This window comes from Pedobacter sp. SYP-B3415 (assembly GCF_004138205.1).
GTDB lineage: Bacteria > Bacteroidota > Bacteroidia > Sphingobacteriales > Sphingobacteriaceae > Pedobacter.
In genome coordinates this window covers 270,771-292,676 of the sequence record NZ_RXNQ01000011.1, presented here as the reverse complement: position 1 = coordinate 292,676, position 21,906 = coordinate 270,771, and the positions used below count along the sequence as shown (strand labels likewise).

Sequence of the window (21,906 nt, the reverse complement as noted above, 5' to 3'; positions counted from 1 at the left end):
TATAAAGATTTTTTTTTCGGCCATTGGGCCTGGATGTGGTTCGCAGGTGAAGATCAGCAAAGCATTAGCTTCCATCAGCCTGCCAGAATGCTATTTAAAAAACTGACACATTTACAAAATTAGTCAGTATTTATACATTTTGTCAGCCTTCAAATTGTCATAAATAAGTCGCTGTGTCAAGTGAATATAATGTTAAGCGCGGTTTAAAAAATTATAGCTCTTATAATCAAATGATTAAAAAAAACCTCCTTTTCCCGCGCTGACACGAGCTTTTCTGTGGCACAGCGATTGACTAAATAACGTAAACGGTCAAAAAATTAAACTCAGAGACCGGGAATGAAAACCATTTAAAACATATCAAAATGAAAAAATTATTATTATCGTTAGTAGCAGTTGCAGGTTTAGCTTATGGTGCAAATGCCCAGACAGAACAAGGTAAAATCATCCTTGGAGGTAACGTTGGTTTTAACTCTACCAAAGCAGAAGGTGCGCCGAAGTCAAATGTAAGCTTCCAGGTCGTTCCTAGTGTAGGGTACTTTATCGATAACAATTTTGCGATCGGTACAGGTGTTGGTTATACATACAGCAAAGAAATTGCTGAAACTGAAGATCAGGCATTTGTTGTTGCTCCGTTTGCCCGCTACTACACCGACCTTTCAGGACAGTTCAAATTTTTCGGACAGCTTTCTGTTCCTATGGCATTTGGCAGTTCCAAAGACGTTAACGCTGCTGGTGATGTTGGTGCGAAACTGGGCACAACCACAAATATCGGTGTAGCACTTTCTCCTGGCTTTGCATTTTTCCCGACCAGCCGCGTAGGTATTGAATTTTCAGTTCGCGGTTTAAGCTGGGAAAATGAAAAACTGAAAGCTGAAGGTTCTGGTGCCGAATTCACAACCAACTCTTTCGATGTTAACGGAAACTTCTTTGCTCCAAGACTGGGCGTTCAGTTTCACTTTTAACAATTCATTATAATAAAAGAAGGCCCGGAAGTATCATTTCCGGGCCTTTTTTATGCTATCTCTTTTTCTCGACATCCCTGTCCATCTCGACCATATCGACCTGGTCGCCGTCGCTAAAATCGCCGATCAGGTATTTATTGAAATGGTCTGCAAGTTTCCAGAATGTATATTCAGTCAGGTCACCGAAACCATGTCTCTGGCCGGGTACGACAACAAACTCAAAACGTTTGCCTGCCTTCATTAATGCATTCGCAACACGAATGGTGTTTGCCGGGTGTACGTTATTATCAATATCGCCGGTCATGAGCATCAAATGTCCTTTCAGATTTTTAGCAAGGTCCGGATTTTTATCAATTGCGTACTTAAATGTGGTATCACCCTTTGCCGATACAATCTCTTTAACGCCATGGTGTTTTTCACTCCACCACCGGTTATAGATGCTGTTATCATGGTTACCGGCATTTGATACCGCAGCTTTAAAAAATTCGGGATAGACCAGCATAGCCGCTGTAGACATAAAGCCTCCGCCCGAGTGGCCGGTGATCCCAACTTTTTGATCATCGATAAAAGGGTAACGCGCCGCGAGCTGTTCGACAGCAGCTTTTTTATCCGCCAGACCGTAGTCGCGCAGATTGCCGTACCCAAAAGTATGGTACCATTTAGAACGTGCAGGATTACCTCCGCGGTTTCCTACCGTGATCACTACATAACCGAATTGCGCCAGCCGATCAGTGCGATCCATTGAACGGCTGAACGCTTTGTTTACCGCCTCGGTCTGAGGTCCCGGATACACGTATTCAATAATCGGGTATTTTTTAGCCGGGTCAAAGTCAAACGGCTTGTACATTACTCCGTAGATGTCTGTTATACCATCATCCGCCTTCACTTTAAATGGCTCAGGAAATTTATATCCGGAAGCCATAAGTAAAGACAGATCGGCGGTTTCCAGTTCCATTACCTTCTTGCCGGTGTTATCATACAAGGTAGATTTCGGTACGGTATTAACGCGTGAATAGTTATCTACAAAAAATTTACTGTCATCACTCATGCTGCTGCTGTGATCAAAATCACCTGCGTTCAGCAGTTTCATTCCTGTTCCATCGAAATTGATTTTATACAAATGCATGAAGTACGGGTCTTCCTTCTCCTCACGTGCATTGGCAGTAAAGTACAGCACCCGGTTCTTTTCATCGATGTTTACGATGTTCTCACAATGAAATGACCCTTTGGTAATCTGATTTTTCAGCTTTCCGTTACCATCAAACAGATAAAAGTGTGCCCAGCCGTCACGCTCAGACCAGTGAATGATCTCTTTTCCATTACCTACAAGCCCCGGACGGTTGATCTCAACATAAGTATTAAACCGCTCCTCAATCAGCGGTTTGATCGCGCCGGTGCGGATATCTGCTACACAGACATCGATACGCTTCAGATCGCGACTGGTTCTTGAAAGATAGAACCTATTCTCATCACCAAGCCAGATAGATGGCCTGAATTCATTGTCGCGGTCTTTATTCAGAACCGGCTGTCCCCATACGCCGATGCTCTGATCTTTGAAGGCAGCTGTATTAAGCTTTTTTGATGTTTTCGCTGCGAAGTCAAAAACCAGAATCTCATCAACTGGTGCCTCTTTCTCCCCCGGCATTTGGTATTTATATGTCTCGAGCGTAGGCCGGCCGTTTGTTATGCTGTTGATCACCCAAAGGTCTTTTACCTTCCTGGAATCGCTGCGGCTAAGAATAAAATATTTGGAATCAGGCGACCACAACACATATGCACCGCGGCGCTTCTTGTTGTTTTTCTCATTTTCCTCATTGTTCTCGCCATCACCATTGCTGCCATACGAGTAAAATTTTTCACCGTCTTTTGTAAGCTGGTGCTCAACAATCGTACTGTCATCTTCGTTTTGTACAGCTTTCCGGTAATTTGCCTTGTCCATCCAGTAGAGGTTGTAGTTTCTGGAGAATACGATAGCAGACGAGTCCGGAGCGACAGATCCCCATCTCGGCTTAGGCTTTGGCTTGCTGTAATTCGGTATCTCGGTTAGTTTTCCTGATGCCAGATCATAGCGAAACGAGTACACTTTCCGCTGCATGGAGTCTGCAGCTTTTTTGTCTTTCCTGTCTTTCTTTACTTCTTCGGTCGTTCCGGTCATTTCAAAAGAAACGCTGCGTTCGTCGGGCGAGAACTTCAGGTTCTCAATGGGAAGGTGCTGCGCATCGAAAGGATCGCGCATGATGAGCGTTACCTCGGCAGCAATTTTAGCTGGATCGAAAATCTTCTTTTTTTCGCGCCTGGCGGGATCAACTATATACCAGAACTTCCCTGTCGGTGTTTCATATTCATACCAGAACCTGTTGCTTTGTTTAAGCCAGTGAGGATCGACCTGTGTGGAGTAGATCATCTTCCTGAGTTTTTGCGGCGAGAACCGGGAAGCGGCCTGATAGTTTGCTTTTGGTGGAACAGGCTCAGGATTAGCGGGGCCTGCAGAGCGGTTTTGTGCCTGTACGGCGCCGCCCAGGAGGCTGAGCAGCACGGCAAAGCATAATTGTTTCTTCATTCGTCTGGATTAAGCTGTAAAAATAAGTTCAGAAACAGGATATATAAAAGAGTCTTTGTAATAATCGCGTGGGTATAGAGCGAATTTTGATTACAATCTACACATGTTGTAGACATATTCCACAGTCTAATTTTTATGGCACAATATATAAGTTATTGAAAGACAATTAATTAACCAATTTTATATGTAATGGCATCATTATGTATCATTACCTGGCAGAGTACGACATTGTACGAATCAAAAATTAAATATATACTCTATGAAAAAGTTCATTTTATCAGCCGCGTTTTTGGCTTTCGCAGGAGCAGCAACAGTAAGTGCAAAAGATGTTAACGTTTCAACTGCAATCGTTGCACAACAAGACAGTTCAAAAAAAGAACCTGTTAAACTTGAAGAGCTTCCTGAACCTGTGAAAGCTACGTTACAGAAAGATCCTTACAAAGCATGGACTCCATCAGCAGCGTTTCTGGTAACAGAAGCAAACAACGTATCCTACTACTGGATTGACGTAAAAAAAGAGCAGGAAACTGCATCACTCAAAGTTGACAAAGACGGAAAAGTGATCCAATAAGCACCCTATACACCTATGATTAACAATACAAAGGCCGGATTTAATCCGGCTTTTGTATTTTTGCAGTATTCTATACGTTAATATCACATGGCCAGAATACTGATAATCGAAGATGACACTACATTCTCTCAGATACTTGAAGGATTTCTTGGCAAACATGGCCATGAAGTAACAGTCCTTTACAATACCCAGTCATTTTTAAAGATGGCCGGGCCGGCAGCGTTCGATCTGATCCTGACAGACTACCGCCTTCCTGATGGAACCGGCCTTGATATAATGGGTCATATTCGCGACCGGCAGCTCAACATACCCGCAATTATGATGACGGGGTTCAATGATGTGAGGATCGCGGTAAAATCGATTCAAATGGGCGCGCTTGATTACATTACAAAGCCTGTCAATCCTGACGAGCTGCTTATGATTGTTCAGCAGGCCCTGCAGAAACGTACGGCCCCCGAACCGGCTCCATTAGAAGATACTCAACTTTCCAATAACCTGATTAAAGGCAAAAGCGCGGTGGCAGAGCGCCTGTATGAACACATAAATCTTGTTGCCCCTACTGATATGTCGGTTATCATACAGGGCGAGAGCGGCACGGGTAAAGAACATGCGGCCCGCACCCTGCACCAGCAAAGTAAACGAACCAAACAACCTTTCATAGCCATAGACTGCGGCGCATTATCTAAAGATCTGGCTGCCAGCGAACTCTTCGGCCACGTAAAGGGAGCATTTACGGGCGCACTCACCGATAAAAAGGGCAGTTTTGAAGTGGCAGACGGGGGAACATTGTTTTTGGATGAAATAGGCAACCTGAGTTATGAGGTGCAGGTGAAACTGCTTCGCGCTTTGCAGGAACGTATCATCCAGCCGCTTGGCAGCACCAGGAACATCCCGGTAGATGTGCGGATCGTTTCGGCTACAAACGATGACCTGGTGAACAGCATCTCAAACGGCGAGTTCAGAGAAGACCTGTACCACCGCCTGAATGAATTTAAAATTCAGCTGCCCCCGCTTCGCGAACGTGGCGGTGACCTCAAATTATTCATCAGTCACTTCATCAGTCTGTCTAATCAGGAATTGGACCGTCGTGTTACAGAGGTCGCGCCGGATGCTATGGAAATCTTATTACATTATGACTGGCCCGGCAACCTGCGCGAACTTAAAAATGTGATTAAACGTATGGTGCTGCTTACCCCGGGAGCTGTTGCAGAAAAAAGTTCGCTTCCTGAAGAGATGATTTATGCCATCCGGCAGCCTCAGCGCAATGGCAGTTCTGACCTGAAAGCGCAGAATGAACAAAATGAAAAAACGCTGATTCAGGAAACCCTTATCAAGGTAAGACATAATAAGTCTCAGGCAGCTAAGCTGCTAAACATAGACCGCAAAACGCTTTATAACAAAATGGAACGCTACGGCATAGAGTAGTTTCTAAACATTCATAACACCGATCTGCTTGCCCGTCCAATCGGGAAACAATTTATCTGTCTTTTTTAACGCCAGGTGTCTTGCTGCGACTTCACTGAATACTGCCCTGAAGTCTGTCGTGACGGGCAGGTCGCGACCATCTTCCAGGTTTTCTTTTGCAAGCTCCGGAACATTTCCATGTATCTTGCCGCCGTTCACATCATTTCCAAGAATAAAGTTGCAGGATGCGCGCCCGTGGTCGGTCCCGTTTGTACCATTTTGATGAACTGTGCGCCCAAACTCAGTCATGGTCATCACGGTAACATCATCCTGATATGCACTTAGGTCATTCCAGAACGCCACGATGCTGTTGCTCAGGTCGGCCACATTCCTGGCAAAAACGCCGTTTGCTGTACCCTGGTTGAAATGTGTGTCCCATCCATTTGATTCGGTGAACGCAACTTCCAGACCAACGTCCATCTTGATAAGCTGGGCGATTTGTTTGAGCGCCCGTCCCAGGACAGTGTTTGGATACACGGCACCATTGGCCGGCTTGTAGTTGCGCGTATCGTTTTTCTGCAGCATTTTAACAGCTTCAAAGCTTTCCCTGCCCGTGTGTTGCAGCAGACCTGATGCCGTTTGTTCATACAGATCCTCAAAGTTCTTCGAGCTTTTGTTCGCGGCTTGCTGATTTCCGCGCAGCCGGATACCAAAATCCTGTATGTCACTTACCGCTACCGCGGGATGACTGCCATAAAGCGATCTGGGAAGTGCAGAAGTAAGACTCACAGCCGAAAACGGCGTAATTGCCTCATGGCCCGCTTCGCCTATAGCCCGGTTCAGCCAACCGCTTGCCGTGCCCTTTTTAAAAGGCGTGCCCGATTCCATGTAATCCTGGGCATCGAAGTGTGAGCGCGTGGTATTCGGAGACCCGATTCCATGCACGATCGCCAGCCTGTGTTCCCGAAACAATGGTGCAAATCCCTGCATAGCCGGGTGCAGGCCAAAACGCCCATCCAGATCGAATAAAGCATTGCTGCCTTCGCTTTTTGCTGCACCCATAAAAAGGGCGGGCCGTGCCTTCTGAAGGTAAGCATCGGCAAAAGGCGTTACCGCCATCAGGCCATCCATAGCGCCACGCTGAAATATGCAAACCAGTGTTTTCCGTTTTTTATACGGCAGCCAGATCTTTTCTCCGGCTATCGCATCTGCCAGAAAAGAGGGCATACCGCCCATAAGGCCAACGCCGACAAGCGACAGTCCGCCGGCTTTAAGAAATCCCCGTCTTGATAACATCATTTGCTTTTTTATCGTTTTTGATATTCGGGCGAACCGATAATTACACCTACAACCTGTGCCAGCATATCAGTGCTTTGCGCTTTGGCCGCCATCCTGTGTTTCCCGGAACTAACTTTGTTGATTGGCATGGCGGTGCCCATGGTCCCCTGAGCCTCTCTACTTGCTGCTTTGGCACTCGCTTCTTCCACTTTGTTTAGCAGATCAGGCTGACTCAGCATGGGTTCAAGTTTTTTAATGATGGGAGTCAGTTCCCGTTCCGGAAGAATCCGGGCCGCGTATAGCGCTAATGCATTTGAAACACTTTCAGGTTCCCTGTTTCCATTGAGTTTCCTGAGATCAATTTGTATACCTGGTATTTTCCCTGCGGCGAGTGCAAGCCCGAAATTCATGCGATTTAAAAGCGCTCCGGTATTGATCCAGTATTGTGCCTGGTCGGGAAAGCCTGTCGGTGCCTGGTAGTAATATTTCCTTTCGCCCATTCTGGTTATCCAGCTGAATAACTGGTAGGGCTGCTGAACATCTGCATGTAAGCTTCGCACAGCGCCTATGGCAAGTTCGAAAGGAGACTTTGTTTTTTCACGGAGAACGGCTGCCGACCAGAACTCGGGAGCGCTGACCATGGTCCGCAAAACGGTGCGAATATCGCCGCCGGATTTTGCAAATGCCCTGCTCATCTTATCGATCAGACTCTTCTCTGGCTGGTCGCTCACAAACCGGATAGCAAGTTTCGTTGATATAAATTTGGCCGTCGACGGATGTCTGGCCAGCATTTCCAACAGTTCAACGCCTTCATCATAACCGGCGTTGGGGCCGAATTTTTTACCAAGAACAGTTTTCACGCCTCCTTCATGCCGGTTTGCAGCAAAAAGAAAATCGCCATCACGAAAGGAGGCCCCCGGGCGCATTGCTGCCCCTGTTCTCAAAGCAGGTACCGGCCTTCCCTTTACATTTTGATACTGACCAAGGGGAGATACGGTCCAGCCGGTTAATACCTTCGCCGCCTCGGTAACATCCTTTTGTGTGTAACCTCCGTCGACGCCAAGCGTATGAAGTTCCATCACCTCGCGGGCATAATTTTCATTAAGTCCAGCCGCTTTTTTCTTCGGCTTGGCCTGCTTTGGTTTACCCCGGCCCTTGCCCTTCGTTTTGACGGCGTTTGGCGCGTTTCTCACAAACTTTCGTCTGTACGCGGTCTGAGGAAATTCACTTTCCATCTTAGGTGTTCCCGAACTGCTAAAGTTGTCCAGATAATAAAGCATGGCCGGCGATTTAGCTGTGGCAAGCAGGAGATCGCCGAATTTACCTGTTGCACCCGGCCGGATCACGTCACGTTCGTACGCAGGAATAAATTCGGCACACTGTGGTTTAGTTAGTGATACGTTAAAATGATTGAACCAGAAATCTGTCATGATTTCCTGCAATTGGTTCTCACTGTAGACAGCCCTAAGAATTTTCTGGCTTATAAACTGCCTGAACAGTTCCTGCTGCGGACGCAGGTCATTTTGCTTCATATAGTTTTGCAGCATTTCCCGGTATGCTGCCCGGTCTCCCGTTCGGATCGAATCCTTATGAATGGCACCTTCTGCAATGGCCATTCTCACAACCCGGGCGTTACGGGGATAGCGTTGTACAACAGCTGCATTGCTAAGCGCGATGGCATCGAAACTACCAAGCCTGCGCTTCAGATCTTCATTTTCCGGTACGCCACGCAACTGATCTTCAAACCAATTTTCCAGTCCGGCCCGCCTGACCTGTTCTATCTGTTCGGGGGTCGCTCCATAAGTAAACCGGCTCAGCAGGTGCGCAGCCGCCTGCTGTTCTGTCAAACCAGCTTTTTGCCAGGGGAATGATGATTGTTCAGACCGCCTTTCTGTAAAGGCTGCCAGAACGACAAGAACGCCAGCCATAACAAGGCCGGCAAAAAATTTTCGGGTAGTCAGGATTACCATAGCGCAGCTGCTGATTTCACCTTCTGACCGATTTAACAGAAAATGGTTTAATCTGTCGGGGAACAGATTAAACCAATTCATATATAGGACTAAGGTTTCAAGGGCTGAGCGCTATTTAGGGCATAGGTATACGACCCAAGATCAATCACCTGCGATTTCTCTTCCTTGGTATAACTTACATCTTTTTTACGGCCTTGTTTGTACATGGAAGCCGATATGTTGTACCGCTCACCGGCTTTCAGATTTGCCAGCTGACTCGGAGGAACAATAGCTCTGATTGTCAACCTGATATCGTTCAAAAGTGATTCCTTTACGCGGGTTGGATCATTAAACGTTTCGAAATACGCCATTTGTACATCCTGGTTCTGGACTTTCTCAGCTTCCACCTTTTTTAGTTCCAGGGGGAGGTTTTCAAAAAAACGATCATCATTGCTCCAGATAATCACACTGTCTCTGAAATCGCTCGTTACCTCAGTATCCTTGTCCTCATTAGATTTCCAGTCGGGATGTTTGGCGAGATAATGTCCAACTTTATTTTCGAGAAATACATTCGTTTTGAACGTGAATCCCTCTTCTTTCTTTTGCCCGCACGCTGCAATCAGCGCCGCTGCGGCCATGATGAGTAGTGATTTTTTCATGCCATGAATTTAAAAAATAATTGCTTCCGCGATTTGGCAGGTGTGAAATCGTTAAGTTTGTTACATATTATACGCAAATGATCGTCAAAATCAGCATTTTAGGTTGCGGCTGGCTTGGCTTACCGCTGGCCATTGCATTAAAACAGCAGGGCTACGAAATAAAGGGCTCAACGACACGTATTGAAAAACTCGATACGTTGACCAGCTATGGCATTGAGCCTTATCTGATTTGCGCAGGTCATGAACCGCTCACTTTTCCGGATGCCTTTTTTGATACTGATTTACTGATCATCACTATCCCACCGGGTAACAAATCGGGACTAGGCGAAACATATGCCAGCCGGATAAATGAAATCCTCCAAGGCGCATCGCGGGTGCGGCTAAACAGGGTCATCATGATCAGTTCAACGGCGGTTTATGCCGACAGCTGCCGCGACTTCGATGAAGACGACACGCCCGAGCCTGACACGGCCGGCGGACGGAACGTGCGCGCGGCTGAACTGCTGGTTACGGCATATTCACCTGAAGGTACTTTGGTAAGGTGCGGCGGACTTGTCGGTCCGGGCAGAGATCCCGGCCGTTTCTTTGCCGGCAAGCGGGATATTCCTAACGGGCAGGCTCCCGTAAATATGCTTGAATTGGAAGACGCTGTTTCCCTGATCAGCGCGATTGTTAAAAACGAAGCCTTTGGCGGCACCTACAATGCCTGCAGCCCCTCGCATCCTGAGCGGCAGCAATATTATGCCCGGGCCGCGCTGTTATCGGGATTAGAGCCGCCAGACTTTATTCCGGAAAAAACTTCGTGGAAACGTGTACAAGCAAAAAACGCCTTTCGGCGGCTGGGATTTTCTTTTTCAGCCCTCGAAGGATTTCCGGTCACAGAAACCAGTTAAATAAATAATACGTAAATTGCCTGAAAACCGCTTATGAGTGCTACTGAGATTATTCTGATTATTGTTGTTCTGATCCTGCTTTTTGGGAGTAAAAAATTACCTGAATTGATGAACGGCATCGGCAAGTCCGTCCGGGAATTTAAGGCAGGAAAAGACGGGAAAGAAGGCTAGACAATTTAAACTTTTTCTTTCTGGAATAAGGCCGGTATTGTGCCGAGCAAAATTTTCAGATCGAAGAGGATCGAGTAATTGCGGGCATAAAAATTATCAAGTTTTTTGCGCTCGGTTTCAGACATATCTGCTTTGCCGCGTTTGCTGATCTGCCAAAGGCCTGTAAGACCTGACGGACCTAAAAACCGCATCGACCATTCATTTGAGGTTAACATCTCAGCCTCATAGAGTGGAAGCGGCCGGTTGCCTACCAAAGACATATCGCCTTTCAGCACGTTGAAGAGTTGTGGCAATTCATCAATACTTGTCTTCCTTATAAAATTACCAAGTTTCGTAACGCGTGGATCGTCTTTAAGTTTGAAAAACGCCCCTCCTTCTTTTTTATCCGCATATTGGTTCAGCGCGGCCAGTTCTTTTAACTGCGCATCTGCTCCAACTTTCATAGAGCGGAATTTATAAAAGTCAAAAATCTTGTAGCCGGTCCCGACGCGCTTGCTTTTATAGATAAGGGGTCCCTTTGAATCAAGTTTAACGAGGATCGCAATGACAATCAAAAGCGGAGAAAGAACCAGCAAAATACCGAGTGATGCAACTACGTCAAAAACGCGCTTCAACGTAGGAATGCGATACGGTACAACTTTAGCGTTGTTCAGATTCGCGATATTTGGCCTGATTAGACGGAACCGAACGAGAAAGTCAAGACGCTCCTCAAGATCGGCTGCATTAAAAGGTGTAAAATACAGGTCATGTACTTTCGCTTCGATGGCTTTTTTACGAAAAGCAGCATCTTTTTTATCGGCCAGCAAGATGATAATGATACCGGCCGTAAGCAGGTTATCTTTGATGTAATGGACAGTGTTGAGCACCTCACTTTCAGACTCAACCTCCATCATGATCACATCAGGGGCAGTAAAAATGGTGAGGGTATCCAGGTAAGTGCGCAAAGCTTCAAGATCGCCCACCTGCTGCAGTTCGAAATCGTCAATTTTATCACCGAGGTAATATTGTGGCCGGGCGCCGGAATAAACGATCCTGCTCCTGTCTTGGCTCCTGCTGAGGGGACTACTGCTGGACATAATCTTCGCTCAAAATTTCAGAAATCTTATTCTTTAAAACCTGTGGATTGAACGGCTTTGGCAGATACGCTTCGACCGTAAATGGCATCTCGCTAACAATGTTATCGAGATCTTCCGCTGCAGAAAGAATAACGAGCGGAATGTCACGGTAAAACCCACTTATTTTTATGCTTTTCATAAAAGACTGTCCGTCAAAATGCGGCATATTCATATCTGAAATGATCAGATCCGGCATATTACCTTCCTCCAGCCACAGGTGCGCATTATAACCGCTTGTAACAGTAAAAACCTGATAAATCGGAGATAAGATAAAGTTAAGCAACTTCAATATGCTGGGTTCATCATCTACGATGAGAATTTGTTTCTTGTTTGACGGGGAAGAGTTCACAAAAACGGGCATGGAATTTCAACAATTCTACAGCAATGGGTATCCAAATATACCAAAATTCTAATGTTCGGGTGTTTTTTACAAAAATTTAATTTTAGTTAACAGCGTCACGGAACGAAGCCGAGCACATAAATAGTTCCTTCTGCGCCAGCCAACCAGACTGACTTACCAGTTGTTGCGCGCTGAACAGCATTGAAACCCCTTGCTGAGATATTCAGCCAGTTGGCGCCGCCGTCCAATGAAACGTCAGTTCCTGATGTCCCGGTTGCGAAGGCATATTTTTCAGAATAAAATACAACCCCGGAGCGGTAACCTTTAACAGGACGTTGTGGCTTACGCCAGGTCTTGCCTCCATCGGTAGTAAGTAAAACATTATTTGTGTTTTCCTTATCTTTCCGGTAATCACCTCCAACTGCGATCCCTTTGCTGCGATTAAGAAAGTCGATCGAAAATGGGCCGGTGCTTTCTTCGCCCTGCAAAATCGGGCACGGATATCTTTCCCAGTTTGCGCCATAATCGGCGGAAAAATAGATGTTAGCAATTTTCCCTCCTGTTGCTATCCAGGTACGCCCTCCGGGAAGTGCCTTCACGGTCGATCCGCTTGCGGCAAAAGAGGCTTCGCCTTCTGCCAGATCAAATTTAAGATTTGACGAAATATCTGTCCAGGTTTTCCCGCCATCGATAGTTTTGAGTATCGGCATCTTGCGTGCAATCGGGTCACCGAAAACAATCCCGTTCATGCGGCCCCAAAAGGCCATACCGTCGAGAAATATAGCTGAATCGATATTTTCATATACCTTTTCCCAATTTTTCCCCCCGTCTGACGTGAGTAGAATATAAGCAGGAGAGCCGGCATTCAGTGCTACCGCATGCTGATCATCGAAAGCTTCGATATCTCTGAAATCCAATTTTTCGAAGCCTTTCGGTTGCACCCATTGCCATTCTACACCTCCGGTAGTCGTACGACCAATCCAGCCGTTGCTTCCGCTGACCCATACTGTGCTGTCATTTACCACAGACAGGCCGCGCAGACTGGTGTTTTTACCGGAAGCAACCTGTGTCAGTGTAAACTCCTGTCCGGATACGAATAAAGGCAAACAAAGGAGGGAAAGAAAAAGTATTTTCACTATTTAACGCGCTTGAATGTTTCAGATCTTCCAATCAGCGATATGCCGATATATCCTCTAACGTTCAATCTGTCATTTCCTTTCAGGCTCATGTTACAACTGTATGTTTTTCCCGACTTCGGATCATAAATTTTCCCGTTTGTCCATTCGCCGTCATCGTAATCAAAATCGCGGAGTATTTCCAGATTCAGCAGTGGCCGGTCGCGCAATTTCGCTTCAGGGTTCTTCGAATCCAGCTTTGGCTTACCGTTCAGGTTCGGCTCTTTGAGCCAGGCGAGTTTACCGTAATACTTATTTCCCTTCTTGTAGATCTCGATCTGCCCTTCGCCGGAAGCATTTAACCAACGGCCTATAATGGCATCTTTGTTTTGGGCAACAGAGGCAAGACTTACACTCGTAATGAGAAGCAGGCACGCTAAAAATTTCTTCATGTTTTTTTATGGTTGAAATCCTAATTTATAAAAAGGGGCACAGAATCCGCAATGAATAAGGAAAAAAAGCAGATTTTGTTTGGAAGAAATCCTGGCGGTTCGTCATTTTGCATGCAGACTTGCAAAGACATACGTAACTTGAAGAGCAAAAAAAACAGATCCTGTATTTACACTAAGATCTGTTTTGTGATGGGTGCCCGAAGAGAGACTCGAACTCTCAAGGAACTTCTTCCAACGGCTTCTGAGACCGCAACGTTTACCAATTTCGCCATCCGGGCATGCAAGATATGAAGAACTGTACCCGGGAGCAGATTCGAACTGCCACGTCCTTAGGACGCCACCCCCTCAAGATGGTGCGTCTACCAATTTCGCCACCCGGGTAATTGTGCTGCAAATATAGGCTTAATAAAAAAATGCCAAAACAATTTGAGCGTTTTTTTTTATGATTTTTTAATATTACAGCTTAACTCCTTTGAATCAGGGTATTATTTTTCAGCCCTAACCAAGATCTAATACCAAACCATCGTACGCAAGATGCAAGCCTTGCGGCAGGTCGCGTTCAACGTCTGCATGCTTGCCCAGATTATGGCTCATATGCGTCAAATAAGTCTGTCGCGCCCCCACTCCGGCAGCAAAGTCGAGCGCCTCATCGTAAGTAAAATGAGAGACATGCGGTTCACGCTGTAAAGCATTTATCACTAGCACATCACAACCTTTTATTACATCGAGCGACTCCGGAGGCACTGTCTTCGCATCTGTGATGTAAACGAAATCACCTATCCGGTATCCTGTTATGGGAAGCAGGTGATGCATAATGCTGAAGGGCTTAATCCTGGTTTCTCCTATCGAAAAATCCTCACCATTGTTAATCTCATACATTTTGATCTGTGGCAAACCGAAATATTTCTGATCTGAAAAAATGTAGGAGAACTCACGCCTCAGCGCTTGTTGAACGCGTTCTACAGCATAGATATCGATATGTTTGTGCCGCAGATAATTAAAAGGCCTGATGTCGTCGAGACCCGCTATATGGTCCTTATGTTCATGCGTATATACAATTGCATCAAGGTCCTGGATTCCGGCACGGAGCATCTGATATCTGAAATCAGGACCACTGTCAATACAGATTGACTCTGAACCGGTTTCGATAAACACAGAAACCCGCAGTCTTTTGTCACGCGGGTCTGTCGACTGGCAAACTGCACACGGACAGGTTATAACAGGAATTCCCTGCGACGTTCCCGTACCTAAAAACGTAATTTTCATATATCTTGCTGCTTCTGCTTCAGGTGCTGCCTTTTAAAATAATTCATTCTGTGTAAGGGAAAGATAAAATTGCTTCTGCTTCTCATCAAAAGCGCTGATGTCTGTATTCTCACGCCGCAGCAGATTCACCATAGCCTGAATCTTGCCTTCCAGGTTTGAAAACCGGTTTATCACGACTACTTTACTGTGTTCAAGTACACAAGAGCCTGACTTAAAATTTCCTTTTTCGTATCTGATCTTGTAACCCAATGCATCAAAAAGCTGTTCAAGCTTTTCAAGCGTATGGTTGGTCATGGACAAACTCATAAAACAAATGTAATAAAAAAGGTTTGTGGCAGTGAGCCTCAAACCTCTGTATTATCCTGATAAGATGCCGCTTCTAGCGAAGGTCTACGACCTCTACGCCCGGGTATTTTTTAGCGTCGAACGCAAAAGTTGTTTCCGGGATCTTAACATTCGGCGTGAAAGCACGCACATGGTAGGTATACGTGTTGCCGTTTTTGTCATAAATTACAATGTTGGAGATCTGTTTTGCCGCTTTGTCGATGGTCAGTTTAACCTTTGAAAATGATCTCTTGCTGTCTGCAGGAGACAGGTCAATCAACTCATAAACCTTCGCACCCACTTTTTTCTGGCCGGCATAGCTATATTTAAAGCCGCGTTCATAAACGGTAAATATTTTGGCCGGGTTAATCGCATCGCTGCTGTTGTCAACATTGCTCACCTGAACCTCTTTATCGTTTTTCAAATACGTCCACTGACTTTTGCCATCGCTGAACAACTCCTGGTTGGTCATGATCACTTTGTATTTATTTGCATTGGCTTTTACCAGCAGCGTGCCCTGCTGTGTTTCTTTCACTTTTGCTTTAGGGTTTTCGAGCGTAAATGTGAAGTCTGTCTTAACGATATTATAAGAGCGGTATTTCTTGCTCACCTCACCCAGAATCGCTTTGGCTTTTGCGTCTGTCTGGGCCTGCGCTACCGCAGCAGTGGCCACTACGAACAGGGCCAGCATGATCTTCTTCATGTTCTTTAAATTAATTTCCTTTGCCCAGGTTGGTCAAGAATTGTTCCAAAGCATATTCGTCAGGAAGTAATACTTCGCGGGCTTTACTACCTTCGAACGGTCCTACGACGCCTGCCGCCTCCAGCTGGTCAATGATACGGCCGGCACGGTTATAACCAAGCTTCAACTTGCGCTGTATAAGCGATGTGGACCCCTGCTGATGCAATACGATCAGCCTGGCCGCATCCTCGAACATCGGATCCCGGTCATCGGGGTCAAAGTCTTTCATACTGCTTTCAGAAGACTCATCCAGATATTCAGGCAACTGATATGCTTCAGCATAGCCCCTCTGGTTACCGATATACTCAGAAACCCTGTCAACTTCAGGCGTATCCACAAACGCACACTGTAGCCTGATTAAGTCGCTTCCTGTAGCCAGAAGCATGTCGCCCCGGCCGATCAGCTGATCTGCCCCACCGCTGTCAAGAATGGTACGCGAGTCGATCTTCGATAATACCCTGAAGGCCAGCCTGGCCGGGAAGTTCGCCTTAATTGTACCCGTAATGATGTTTACCGAAGGCCGTTGTGTAGCCAGAACCAGGTGAACGCCAATGGCCCTGGCCAGCTGAGCAAGCCTTGCTATAGGTGTTTCAACTTCTTTGCCTGCAGTCATCATGAGGTCTGCAAACTCATCAATAATCAGCACGATGAACGGAAGAAAACGGTGTCCGTTATTGGGGTTGAGTTTACGTTTTATGAACTTTTCATTGTACTCCTTCAGATTACGTACCTGTGCATCTTTGAGCAGATCGTAACGCTGGTCCATTTCGATACAAAGCGAATTCAGGGTGTTGATTACCTTTTTTGTATCTGTAATGATCGCATCGGCTTCACCGGGAAGTTTAGCCAGGAAGTGCCGCTCAATTTTATTAAACAGTGTCAGCTCGACTTTCTTCGGATCGACCAACACAAACTTCAACTGCGAGGGGTGCTTTTTATAAAGCAGGGATACAAGAATGGAGTTGATACCTACAGATTTACCCTGTCCGGTTGCACCCGCTACCAGCAGGTGGGGCATTTTGGCAAGGTCAGCAATATAAACTTCGTTAGAAATGGTTTTTCCGAGTGCGATTGGCAGATCCATTGTTGTCTGCTGAAACTTTTCGGTTGCCAATACGCTTCGCATCGCAACCATTTCAGGGTGCTGATTAGGCACTTCGATGCCAATCGTTCCTTTTCCAGGCATTGGGGCAATAATGCGGATACCAAGTGCGGCCAGCGACAGCGCAATATCGTCTTCGAGGTTTTTGATCTTTGAGATCCGAACGCCCGGTGCCGGAATGATCTCATAAAGTGTTACGGTCGGCCCGATAGTCGCCTTAATTTTATCGATTTCGATGTTGTAATGATTCAGCGTCTCGACAATTTTATTTTTATTGGCTTCGAGCTCATCGGCATTAACAGAAATTTTATTTGAGCCATAGTTCTCGAGCAGGTCCAGTGTTGGGTAACGATAGCTGGATAAGTCCAGGGTCGGGTCGTACGCACCGAACTGTTCGATCAGGTCATCAGATTTACGTTCTTCCTCAGACTTTTCAATGGTAAGTTCGGGTTCGGGCTTTTCGGGTTCGGCGACCGGCGTAACCGCCAGCGGCATCGCTTTCTGAAAAGCATTTTCAACAGGCGGTACCGGTTCAGTAGCGCGAAGCGAAAAATCGACAACCGGCTCTTCCTCCTCAAAACGCGTCGGCGTTAATACTACATTTTGCTCGCGCTTTTTTGTTAGAGGAGCGCGTGCAGGCAGCGGAAATTCTACAGGCTCAGAGCGCACTTCATTCTCAAGTTCAATATCGTCTGCCGGCTCCGGTGTCGCAAATTCGGCCCGCTTACGTTCCGGCAGTTTAAAGTCAATGTTATAAGCAACGATAAGCATGGTCAGGAAAGCAAAGGCGAGCAATCCGCCAACACCGGCGCTGCCAATCTGGGCAGCGAGAAGCCTGTTAGACCAAAAGCCGAATTCGCCCTCCACATAGTGAGGCGCGTCTTTGAAAAAACTGTGTGCAAACCCCAGAAAAACCGACAAAAATATCAGGAAGAAAAAGCTGTAGCTAAGTGTTTTGCCGATGGGCAGGATGCGCACTTTAAATAACAACCGGTAACCTGCTACAAAAAAGACAAATACAAAAAGAAATGAAGCAAGTCCGAACCATTCATAGATAAATTGATGGGACAGTAATGCACCAACTTTTCCAAGCCAGTTCTGCACTACCGGGGTTGTCACGCCCGCATCTTTGAGCTCTTCAGTTGTGCGGAAAAGGTTGCTCCAGCCGCCATTTGCGTCAATTACATAACTTTGATCGTCGCGCCAGCTAAAGAGGTAAGAAGTAAAGGCACCGAGAAAATAAAAGGCCAGCAATACAAACACAAGGCCAACTATTTTCAACGCCCTGCCATCATGCATATCCAGTTGTGGAAAATTGATCTTCTTTTGCCCGGATCTGCCAGATCCACGCTCAGATGACTTGTCTCCCTGGTTCTTGAAAGTATTGTTTTTAAATTGGTTTCCCTTCAACGCCATTTTCTAAATTTTAAGCCAGCAACAAATATAAAAGATATCCTGTGAACTGCGGGCATTGCAGAAATTATCCTCGGCTTACGCCTGATGCATTTTTGTTTTTGGTCGCCATTAAACCATTTGTCGTGCGGGTTGTCAGACAAATACAGCACACAAGAAACGTTTCAGTCTTTAACGGATTTAGTTTTAGGTTTTTCCGCCGGTGGTACCGGCGGATTTTTTATGTCTGCCGGGTCTTGTTTCACTATTTTCCGTTTGTTGTTATCTTAGCCAGCTAAACCAATCAGACAGATCCTATGAGCAATCCTACGTTAGAGGCGCTAATCGTTTCCGGAGACGCTGCTTCACTCAAGTCCCTCCTGATCCAAAGACCGGATCTTGCTACCGTCGAAACTTCATTTGGGGTAAGTCCGCTTTTACTTGCCTGCTATTATAAACGGCCGGAACTGGTGTCAGTTCTCTCAGAACTCTCAGGACCGCTAAATCTATACGAGGCCGCCGCTACCGGCGATGCCGAGTCACTTACCAGCTTGCTTTTCGCCGAACCTGCCTCGGTAAACCGCCATTCGCCCGATGGCTTCACGGCTTTAGGACTCGCTTGTTATTTTGGCCGGGAAGAAGCTGTAAAAATTTTGCTTAGCCGCGGTGCAGACTGTAACATATGCTCGCAAAACGGCTTTGATGTCTACCCGTTGCACTCTGCGGCTGCTTCAGGCAGTACCGCAATTGCCTCAATGCTGTTGCACGCCGGGGCGCAGGTGAACGTACGCCAGCAGGCAGGCATAACACCTTTGCATTCAGCTGCGGAATCCGGTAACATTGAATTGATTATACTGCTGCTTGAATATGGTGCAGCAACGAATGTACAGATGGAGGGCGGTAAATCGCCGGCAGACCTGGCGCTTGATGCAGGTCATCAGCAGATTGCGAAGATCCTGACAGACTAGAGGGTTACAAATCCCAGATCCGTGTCCTGATTTTGCGCATGTAGCGTCTCACATCGAGAACCACCGCTGCCAGCACATAAAAAATAAGCGGAAAGCCAACCGCGAGAAAGGATGAGTAGATAAAAAAAAGCCTCACCCCGGCGGTTGATAACCTGAGCTTTTCAGCCAGATATGTGCAGACGCCAAAACTTTGCTGCTCGAAATAGGTAACGATTCGCTGAAACATATCAAACGTTTTTTAACAGGTTGATGCCTATACTACAATGTACACATTTTTTCCCGTCGCACCAGTTTTTTTTTAATTCAAGGACCGCCTGAGAAAAGAATGCGTTGTCTATATCCAAACCCGCCCTGCAGTAGTTCCTGATAATGGTATTATCTTCCGGGGGAATAGCCTCAAGCAAGTTTAGCGCCAGTTGTACGTACATCTCGTTACCGGTGTATCTGCCGTAAACAAAAAGAAACAGTGAAACGGTATTAACAAGAAGGTTATGAACAGAATCTTTACCCAAACCACTTCCTACCTGCCTGGCTCGTTTTCCAAAATGGTAGTGTTCGGTCCAGAACGTATGCATATTGCAACGACCAAACAGACTGCTGATATCTTCGGGTTGTCTCAAAGCCAGGATACCGGCAAAAAACGGCTCCGGACGGTTCAGCAGCGCGGCAAACTGCGCGATACGAAGCGACGGGAAATTCTGCGGACGCATGCGCATAAACTTCCACATGGAGATAGGGACCTTTTTGAGCCGGTATTTTTTCTGCAGATAAGTAAACTCCCGCTGCAATTTTACCGGATAGAGGTCTTCGGTACGTAAATGGTCGAGCATCCCGGCTACGCCGAAGAGTAGCGCTTCCATCTGAAAACGGTTGCCCCGGCACCGGGCTAATATCCGGTAAGGAAGCAACCGGGCAAGCAGTTCAAATGGCTGCGCATTGACCTTAAACCCGAAGTTGCGGGCCAGGAAACGATAAAATGTCTCCTCCCAGTCGCCCTTGAGTAGTGCAAGCGTTTGAAGCACCTCGGCTGATTTTTTTTCGAGACGGGCTATAAGTTGCCTTGTCAGCATTGCCTTTACAACGGTTTTGTTTGCCTGGCCAATCGTGGCTGCACAGGGAAAATAACCCTGCGACAACTGCAGCCGGTTGTAGGTATCAACCAGGCCGAGCGAAACGTGGTTATGCAGAGACAAGACCGGAAGCGGGCTGCCATCGGGTCGCGTAATCTTCTGATCGTGTTCATACACAACATGCAGAATCACATTATTATATGCTTCATCGTGCTGATGCCCGTGCAGGAGCCAGTCAGATGTTTTGATATGGATTTCCACATCCCCCACCCAGAGTGTTTTGCCAATGCGTATCTGCGCCAGACTGAAATCCGGGCCCGAGTCCTGATGATATGAACCCGGCGCCAGGACCTGCACCGGCTCCCCGTCGCAGACCAATGCTGCAGGCTCATACCGACGAAAGCGCCAGATATAATGCAGAAACTCTTCAGAGAAATACATCTCTAAAGATACAAAAATAATTTATAAGAAATTTATTTTCTCTTAAAGAATTAACGCCGACTGTAGAATTTGTTCCATTTCCTGCTGCACTTTTAAGGCTTCTGCCCTAGCCTTTTCGGCAAAGTCTTTCCCGCTGCCAGCATAAATAACCTGCCGGGCAGAATTAACGAGTAAACCACAGTTCTTGTTTAAGCCGAAGCGGCAAACGTCTGCCAGGTTTCCGCCTTGCGCGCCGATACCCGGCACGAGAAAAAAGCTGTCGGGCGCAAGCGCACGAAGTTCTTTAAAAGCATCCGGTTTTGTAGCCCCGACTACAAACATGATCTGGTCGGCGCTGGCCCATTTCAAAGCGCGCAACATCACCTCTTCATACAACCGGTTTTTACTGCCGGTCTGCAGCGACTGAAAATCTACGCTGCCTGCGTTAGAGGTAAGAGCGAGCAGGATTACCCATTTGTGTTCGTGGTTCAAAAAAGGAATTACCGAATCGCTGCCCATATAAGGCGCAACGGTAACGGCATCGAATCCCATACCTGATTGCTTTTCATTGAAAAAAGCGCTGGCATACATTTTTGAGGTATTGCCAATGTCGCCACGCTTTGCGTCAGCAATGGTAAAAATATCCTTATCGATATATGACCAGGTTCTCTGCAGGGAGGTCCAGCCTTTTGCGCCATACATCTCATAAAAGGCCGTGTTTGGCTTGTACGCTACACACAAGTCGGCTGTGGCATCTATGATAGCTTTATTGAACGAAAATATAGGATCTTCATCGTCTAGAAGATGCTCGGGAATATTTTCCAGAACCGGATCCAGGCCAATACATAAAAATGATCTTTTAATTTTTATCTGTTCAAAAAGCTGCGCTCTGTTCATAAATACGTATTTTTGTTGCAAATATGCTAATTTAGACGGCGTAATTCATACCGGACGTCCCCCACCGGCCATTATTTTTTTCAAACAATTTTAACTTTCTCTTGTACATTACTTAACAAATCCATACAATTGCAGCATAATTCTCAAAAGTTTATCTGACCATCTCGGAAAAATATAGCGATTTCAGCTTTCCAAAACAGCTTTAGCATTTTTTACCTAGCTCATCAGATAAAATAATTATTCAATTTTCTTGTAA

21 protein-coding genes and 2 tRNA genes are annotated in these 21,906 nt (G+C 46.3%); 6 read left to right on the top strand and 17 right to left on the bottom strand.

Translation table 11 applies throughout. The annotated features are described in order from the left end of the window. Positions 1–362: 362 nt before the first annotated feature. A complete protein-coding gene (locus EJV45_RS07250; RefSeq protein ID WP_129714992.1) occupies positions 363–962 on the top strand; it encodes an outer membrane beta-barrel protein in 600 nt (199 codons plus the stop codon). A gap of 55 nt (positions 963–1,017) precedes the next feature. On the opposite strand, the gene EJV45_RS07245 is transcribed toward EJV45_RS07250, so the two are convergent. Next, positions 1,018–3,522: a DPP IV N-terminal domain-containing protein gene (locus EJV45_RS07245; RefSeq protein WP_129714991.1), complete on the bottom strand. Its 2,505-nt coding sequence runs from the start codon at positions 3,520–3,522 to the stop codon at positions 1,018–1,020. A 259-nt stretch (positions 3,523–3,781) separates the two neighbouring features. On the opposite strand from EJV45_RS07245, the gene EJV45_RS07240 reads away from it, so the two are divergent. Together EJV45_RS07240 and EJV45_RS07235 are read left to right on the top strand one after the other, a co-directional pair. Beyond that, entirely contained in the window at positions 3,782–4,093 is a 312-nt protein-coding gene (locus tag EJV45_RS07240) for a hypothetical protein (protein ID WP_129714990.1), read from the top strand. 87 nt (positions 4,094–4,180) lie between these two features. Then, positions 4,181–5,518 (top strand): sigma-54 dependent transcriptional regulator, encoded by a 1,338-nt coding sequence (locus EJV45_RS07235; protein ID WP_129714989.1) that lies wholly within the window; start codon positions 4,181–4,183, stop codon positions 5,516–5,518. Between the two features lie 3 nt (positions 5,519–5,521). Here the strand turns inward: EJV45_RS07235 and EJV45_RS07230 are convergent, their stop codons facing one another. The 3 genes from EJV45_RS07230 to EJV45_RS07220 are packed head-to-tail and all read right to left on the bottom strand — an operon-like array spanning position 5,522 to position 9,383. Then, on the bottom strand, positions 5,522–6,793 hold the full coding sequence (locus tag EJV45_RS07230; RefSeq protein ID WP_129715076.1) for a DUF1501 domain-containing protein: 1,272 nt from the start codon (positions 6,791–6,793) through the stop codon (positions 5,522–5,524). A gap of 11 nt (positions 6,794–6,804) precedes the next feature. After that, positions 6,805–8,826, bottom strand: coding sequence for a DUF1800 domain-containing protein (locus tag EJV45_RS07225; RefSeq protein ID WP_240755223.1), 2,022 nt, complete (start codon positions 8,824–8,826; stop codon positions 6,805–6,807). An 8-nt stretch (positions 8,827–8,834) separates the two neighbouring features. Beyond that, positions 8,835–9,383, bottom strand: coding sequence for a hypothetical protein (locus EJV45_RS07220; RefSeq protein ID WP_129714988.1), 549 nt, complete (start codon positions 9,381–9,383; stop codon positions 8,835–8,837). Positions 9,384–9,460: 77 nt separating this feature from the next. Between EJV45_RS07220 and EJV45_RS07215 the strand changes: the two genes are divergently transcribed. Next, a complete protein-coding gene (locus EJV45_RS07215; RefSeq protein WP_129714987.1) occupies positions 9,461–10,276 on the top strand; it encodes an NAD-dependent epimerase/dehydratase family protein in 816 nt (271 codons plus the stop codon). Positions 10,277–10,309: 33 nt separating this feature from the next. Further along, a complete protein-coding gene (gene tatA / locus EJV45_RS07210) occupies positions 10,310–10,447 on the top strand; it encodes a twin-arginine translocase TatA/TatE family subunit (RefSeq protein WP_129714986.1) in 138 nt (45 codons plus the stop codon). Positions 10,448–10,452: 5 nt separating this feature from the next. Here tatA and EJV45_RS07205 read toward each other — a convergent pair whose 3' ends face one another. The 10 genes from EJV45_RS07205 to EJV45_RS07160 all read right to left on the bottom strand — a co-directional run bounded on the left by EJV45_RS07205 (position 10,453) and on the right by EJV45_RS07160 (position 18,319). Beyond that, positions 10,453–11,523, bottom strand: coding sequence for a sugar transferase (locus tag EJV45_RS07205; protein ID WP_129714985.1), 1,071 nt, complete (start codon positions 11,521–11,523; stop codon positions 10,453–10,455). After that, positions 11,510–11,923 (bottom strand): two-component system response regulator, encoded by a 414-nt coding sequence (locus EJV45_RS07200; protein ID WP_165305007.1) that lies wholly within the window; start codon positions 11,921–11,923, stop codon positions 11,510–11,512. Before EJV45_RS07200 ends, EJV45_RS07205 begins: the two co-directional genes overlap by 14 nt. 95 nt (positions 11,924–12,018) lie before the next feature. Continuing rightward, positions 12,019–13,038 (bottom strand): oxidoreductase, encoded by a 1,020-nt coding sequence (locus EJV45_RS07195; protein WP_240755222.1) that lies wholly within the window; start codon positions 13,036–13,038, stop codon positions 12,019–12,021. Beyond that, positions 13,038–13,469, bottom strand: a complete 432-nt coding sequence (locus EJV45_RS07190) for a DUF2147 domain-containing protein (RefSeq protein WP_129714984.1) — start codon at positions 13,467–13,469, stop codon at positions 13,038–13,040. The genes EJV45_RS07195 and EJV45_RS07190 overlap by 1 nt, the downstream gene beginning before the upstream one ends. 194 nt (positions 13,470–13,663) lie before the next feature. Further along, a tRNA-Leu gene (locus EJV45_RS07185) sits at positions 13,664–13,747 on the bottom strand. Positions 13,748–13,767: 20 nt separating this feature from the next. After that, positions 13,768–13,850: transfer RNA gene (locus EJV45_RS07180), tRNA-Leu, on the bottom strand. Positions 13,851–13,967: 117 nt separating this feature from the next. Then, the gene (locus EJV45_RS07175) at positions 13,968–14,735 is read right to left on the bottom strand and encodes an MBL fold metallo-hydrolase (RefSeq protein WP_129714983.1); all 768 of its coding nucleotides are present in this window, start codon (positions 14,733–14,735) and stop codon (positions 13,968–13,970) included. 33 nt (positions 14,736–14,768) lie between these two features. Next, the gene (locus EJV45_RS07170; protein ID WP_129714982.1) at positions 14,769–15,041 is read right to left on the bottom strand and encodes a hypothetical protein; all 273 of its coding nucleotides are present in this window, start codon (positions 15,039–15,041) and stop codon (positions 14,769–14,771) included. 73 nt (positions 15,042–15,114) lie between these two features. Beyond that, positions 15,115–15,762, bottom strand: coding sequence for an outer membrane lipoprotein carrier protein LolA (locus EJV45_RS07165; protein ID WP_129714981.1), 648 nt, complete (start codon positions 15,760–15,762; stop codon positions 15,115–15,117). 10 nt (positions 15,763–15,772) lie between these two features. Continuing rightward, positions 15,773–18,319: a DNA translocase FtsK gene (locus EJV45_RS07160; RefSeq protein ID WP_129714980.1), complete on the bottom strand. Its 2,547-nt coding sequence runs from the start codon at positions 18,317–18,319 to the stop codon at positions 15,773–15,775. Between the two features lie 293 nt (positions 18,320–18,612). Between EJV45_RS07160 and EJV45_RS07155 the strand changes: the two genes are divergently transcribed. After that, positions 18,613–19,263 (top strand): ankyrin repeat domain-containing protein, encoded by a 651-nt coding sequence (locus tag EJV45_RS07155; RefSeq protein ID WP_129714979.1) that lies wholly within the window; start codon positions 18,613–18,615, stop codon positions 19,261–19,263. 4 nt (positions 19,264–19,267) lie between these two features. Here the strand turns inward: EJV45_RS07155 and EJV45_RS07150 are convergent, their stop codons facing one another. The 3 genes from EJV45_RS07150 to pyrF are packed head-to-tail and all read right to left on the bottom strand — an operon-like array spanning position 19,268 to position 21,650. Continuing rightward, positions 19,268–19,489 (bottom strand): PspC domain-containing protein, encoded by a 222-nt coding sequence (locus EJV45_RS07150; RefSeq protein WP_129714978.1) that lies wholly within the window; start codon positions 19,487–19,489, stop codon positions 19,268–19,270. A 1-nt stretch (position 19,490) separates the two neighbouring features. After that, a complete protein-coding gene (locus EJV45_RS07145; protein WP_129714977.1) occupies positions 19,491–20,774 on the bottom strand; it encodes a DUF2851 family protein in 1,284 nt (427 codons plus the stop codon). Positions 20,775–20,816: 42 nt separating this feature from the next. Continuing rightward, positions 20,817–21,650 (bottom strand): orotidine-5'-phosphate decarboxylase, encoded by an 834-nt coding sequence (gene pyrF, locus EJV45_RS07140; protein ID WP_129714976.1) that lies wholly within the window; start codon positions 21,648–21,650, stop codon positions 20,817–20,819. Between the last annotated feature and the right edge of the window lie 256 nt (positions 21,651–21,906).

Excerpts from the sequence above, each read along its gene's own strand:
- EJV45_RS07250 (WP_129714992.1), top strand. The coding sequence starts at position 363 with ATGAAAAAATTATTATTATCGTTAGTAGCAGTTGCAGGTTTAGCTTAT.
- EJV45_RS07245 (WP_129714991.1), bottom strand. The coding sequence starts at position 3,522 with ATGAAGAAACAATTATGCTTTGCCGTGCTGCTCAGCCTCCTGGGCGGC.
- EJV45_RS07240 (WP_129714990.1), top strand. The coding sequence starts at position 3,782 with ATGAAAAAGTTCATTTTATCAGCCGCGTTTTTGGCTTTCGCAGGAGCA.
- EJV45_RS07235 (WP_129714989.1), top strand. The coding sequence starts at position 4,181 with ATGGCCAGAATACTGATAATCGAAGATGACACTACATTCTCTCAGATA.
- EJV45_RS07230 (WP_129715076.1), bottom strand. The coding sequence starts at position 6,793 with ATGTTATCAAGACGGGGATTTCTTAAAGCCGGCGGACTGTCGCTTGTC.
- EJV45_RS07225 (WP_240755223.1), bottom strand. The coding sequence starts at position 8,826 with ATGAATTGGTTTAATCTGTTCCCCGACAGATTAAACCATTTTCTGTTA.
- EJV45_RS07220 (WP_129714988.1), bottom strand. The coding sequence starts at position 9,383 with ATGAAAAAATCACTACTCATCATGGCCGCAGCGGCGCTGATTGCAGCG.
- EJV45_RS07215 (WP_129714987.1), top strand. The coding sequence starts at position 9,461 with ATGATCGTCAAAATCAGCATTTTAGGTTGCGGCTGGCTTGGCTTACCG.
- tatA (WP_129714986.1), top strand. The coding sequence starts at position 10,310 with ATGAGTGCTACTGAGATTATTCTGATTATTGTTGTTCTGATCCTGCTT.
- EJV45_RS07205 (WP_129714985.1), bottom strand. The coding sequence starts at position 11,523 with ATGTCCAGCAGTAGTCCCCTCAGCAGGAGCCAAGACAGGAGCAGGATC.
- EJV45_RS07200 (WP_165305007.1), bottom strand. The coding sequence starts at position 11,923 with ATGCCCGTTTTTGTGAACTCTTCCCCGTCAAACAAGAAACAAATTCTC.
- EJV45_RS07190 (WP_129714984.1), bottom strand. The coding sequence starts at position 13,469 with ATGAAGAAATTTTTAGCGTGCCTGCTTCTCATTACGAGTGTAAGTCTT.
- EJV45_RS07175 (WP_129714983.1), bottom strand. The coding sequence starts at position 14,735 with ATGAAAATTACGTTTTTAGGTACGGGAACGTCGCAGGGAATTCCTGTT.
- EJV45_RS07170 (WP_129714982.1), bottom strand. The coding sequence starts at position 15,041 with ATGAGTTTGTCCATGACCAACCATACGCTTGAAAAGCTTGAACAGCTT.
- EJV45_RS07165 (WP_129714981.1), bottom strand. The coding sequence starts at position 15,762 with ATGAAGAAGATCATGCTGGCCCTGTTCGTAGTGGCCACTGCTGCGGTA.
- EJV45_RS07160 (WP_129714980.1), bottom strand. The coding sequence starts at position 18,319 with ATGGCGTTGAAGGGAAACCAATTTAAAAACAATACTTTCAAGAACCAG.
- EJV45_RS07155 (WP_129714979.1), top strand. The coding sequence starts at position 18,613 with ATGAGCAATCCTACGTTAGAGGCGCTAATCGTTTCCGGAGACGCTGCT.
- EJV45_RS07150 (WP_129714978.1), bottom strand. The coding sequence starts at position 19,489 with ATGTTTCAGCGAATCGTTACCTATTTCGAGCAGCAAAGTTTTGGCGTC.
- EJV45_RS07145 (WP_129714977.1), bottom strand. The coding sequence starts at position 20,774 with ATGTATTTCTCTGAAGAGTTTCTGCATTATATCTGGCGCTTTCGTCGG.
- pyrF (WP_129714976.1), bottom strand. The coding sequence starts at position 21,650 with ATGAACAGAGCGCAGCTTTTTGAACAGATAAAAATTAAAAGATCATTT.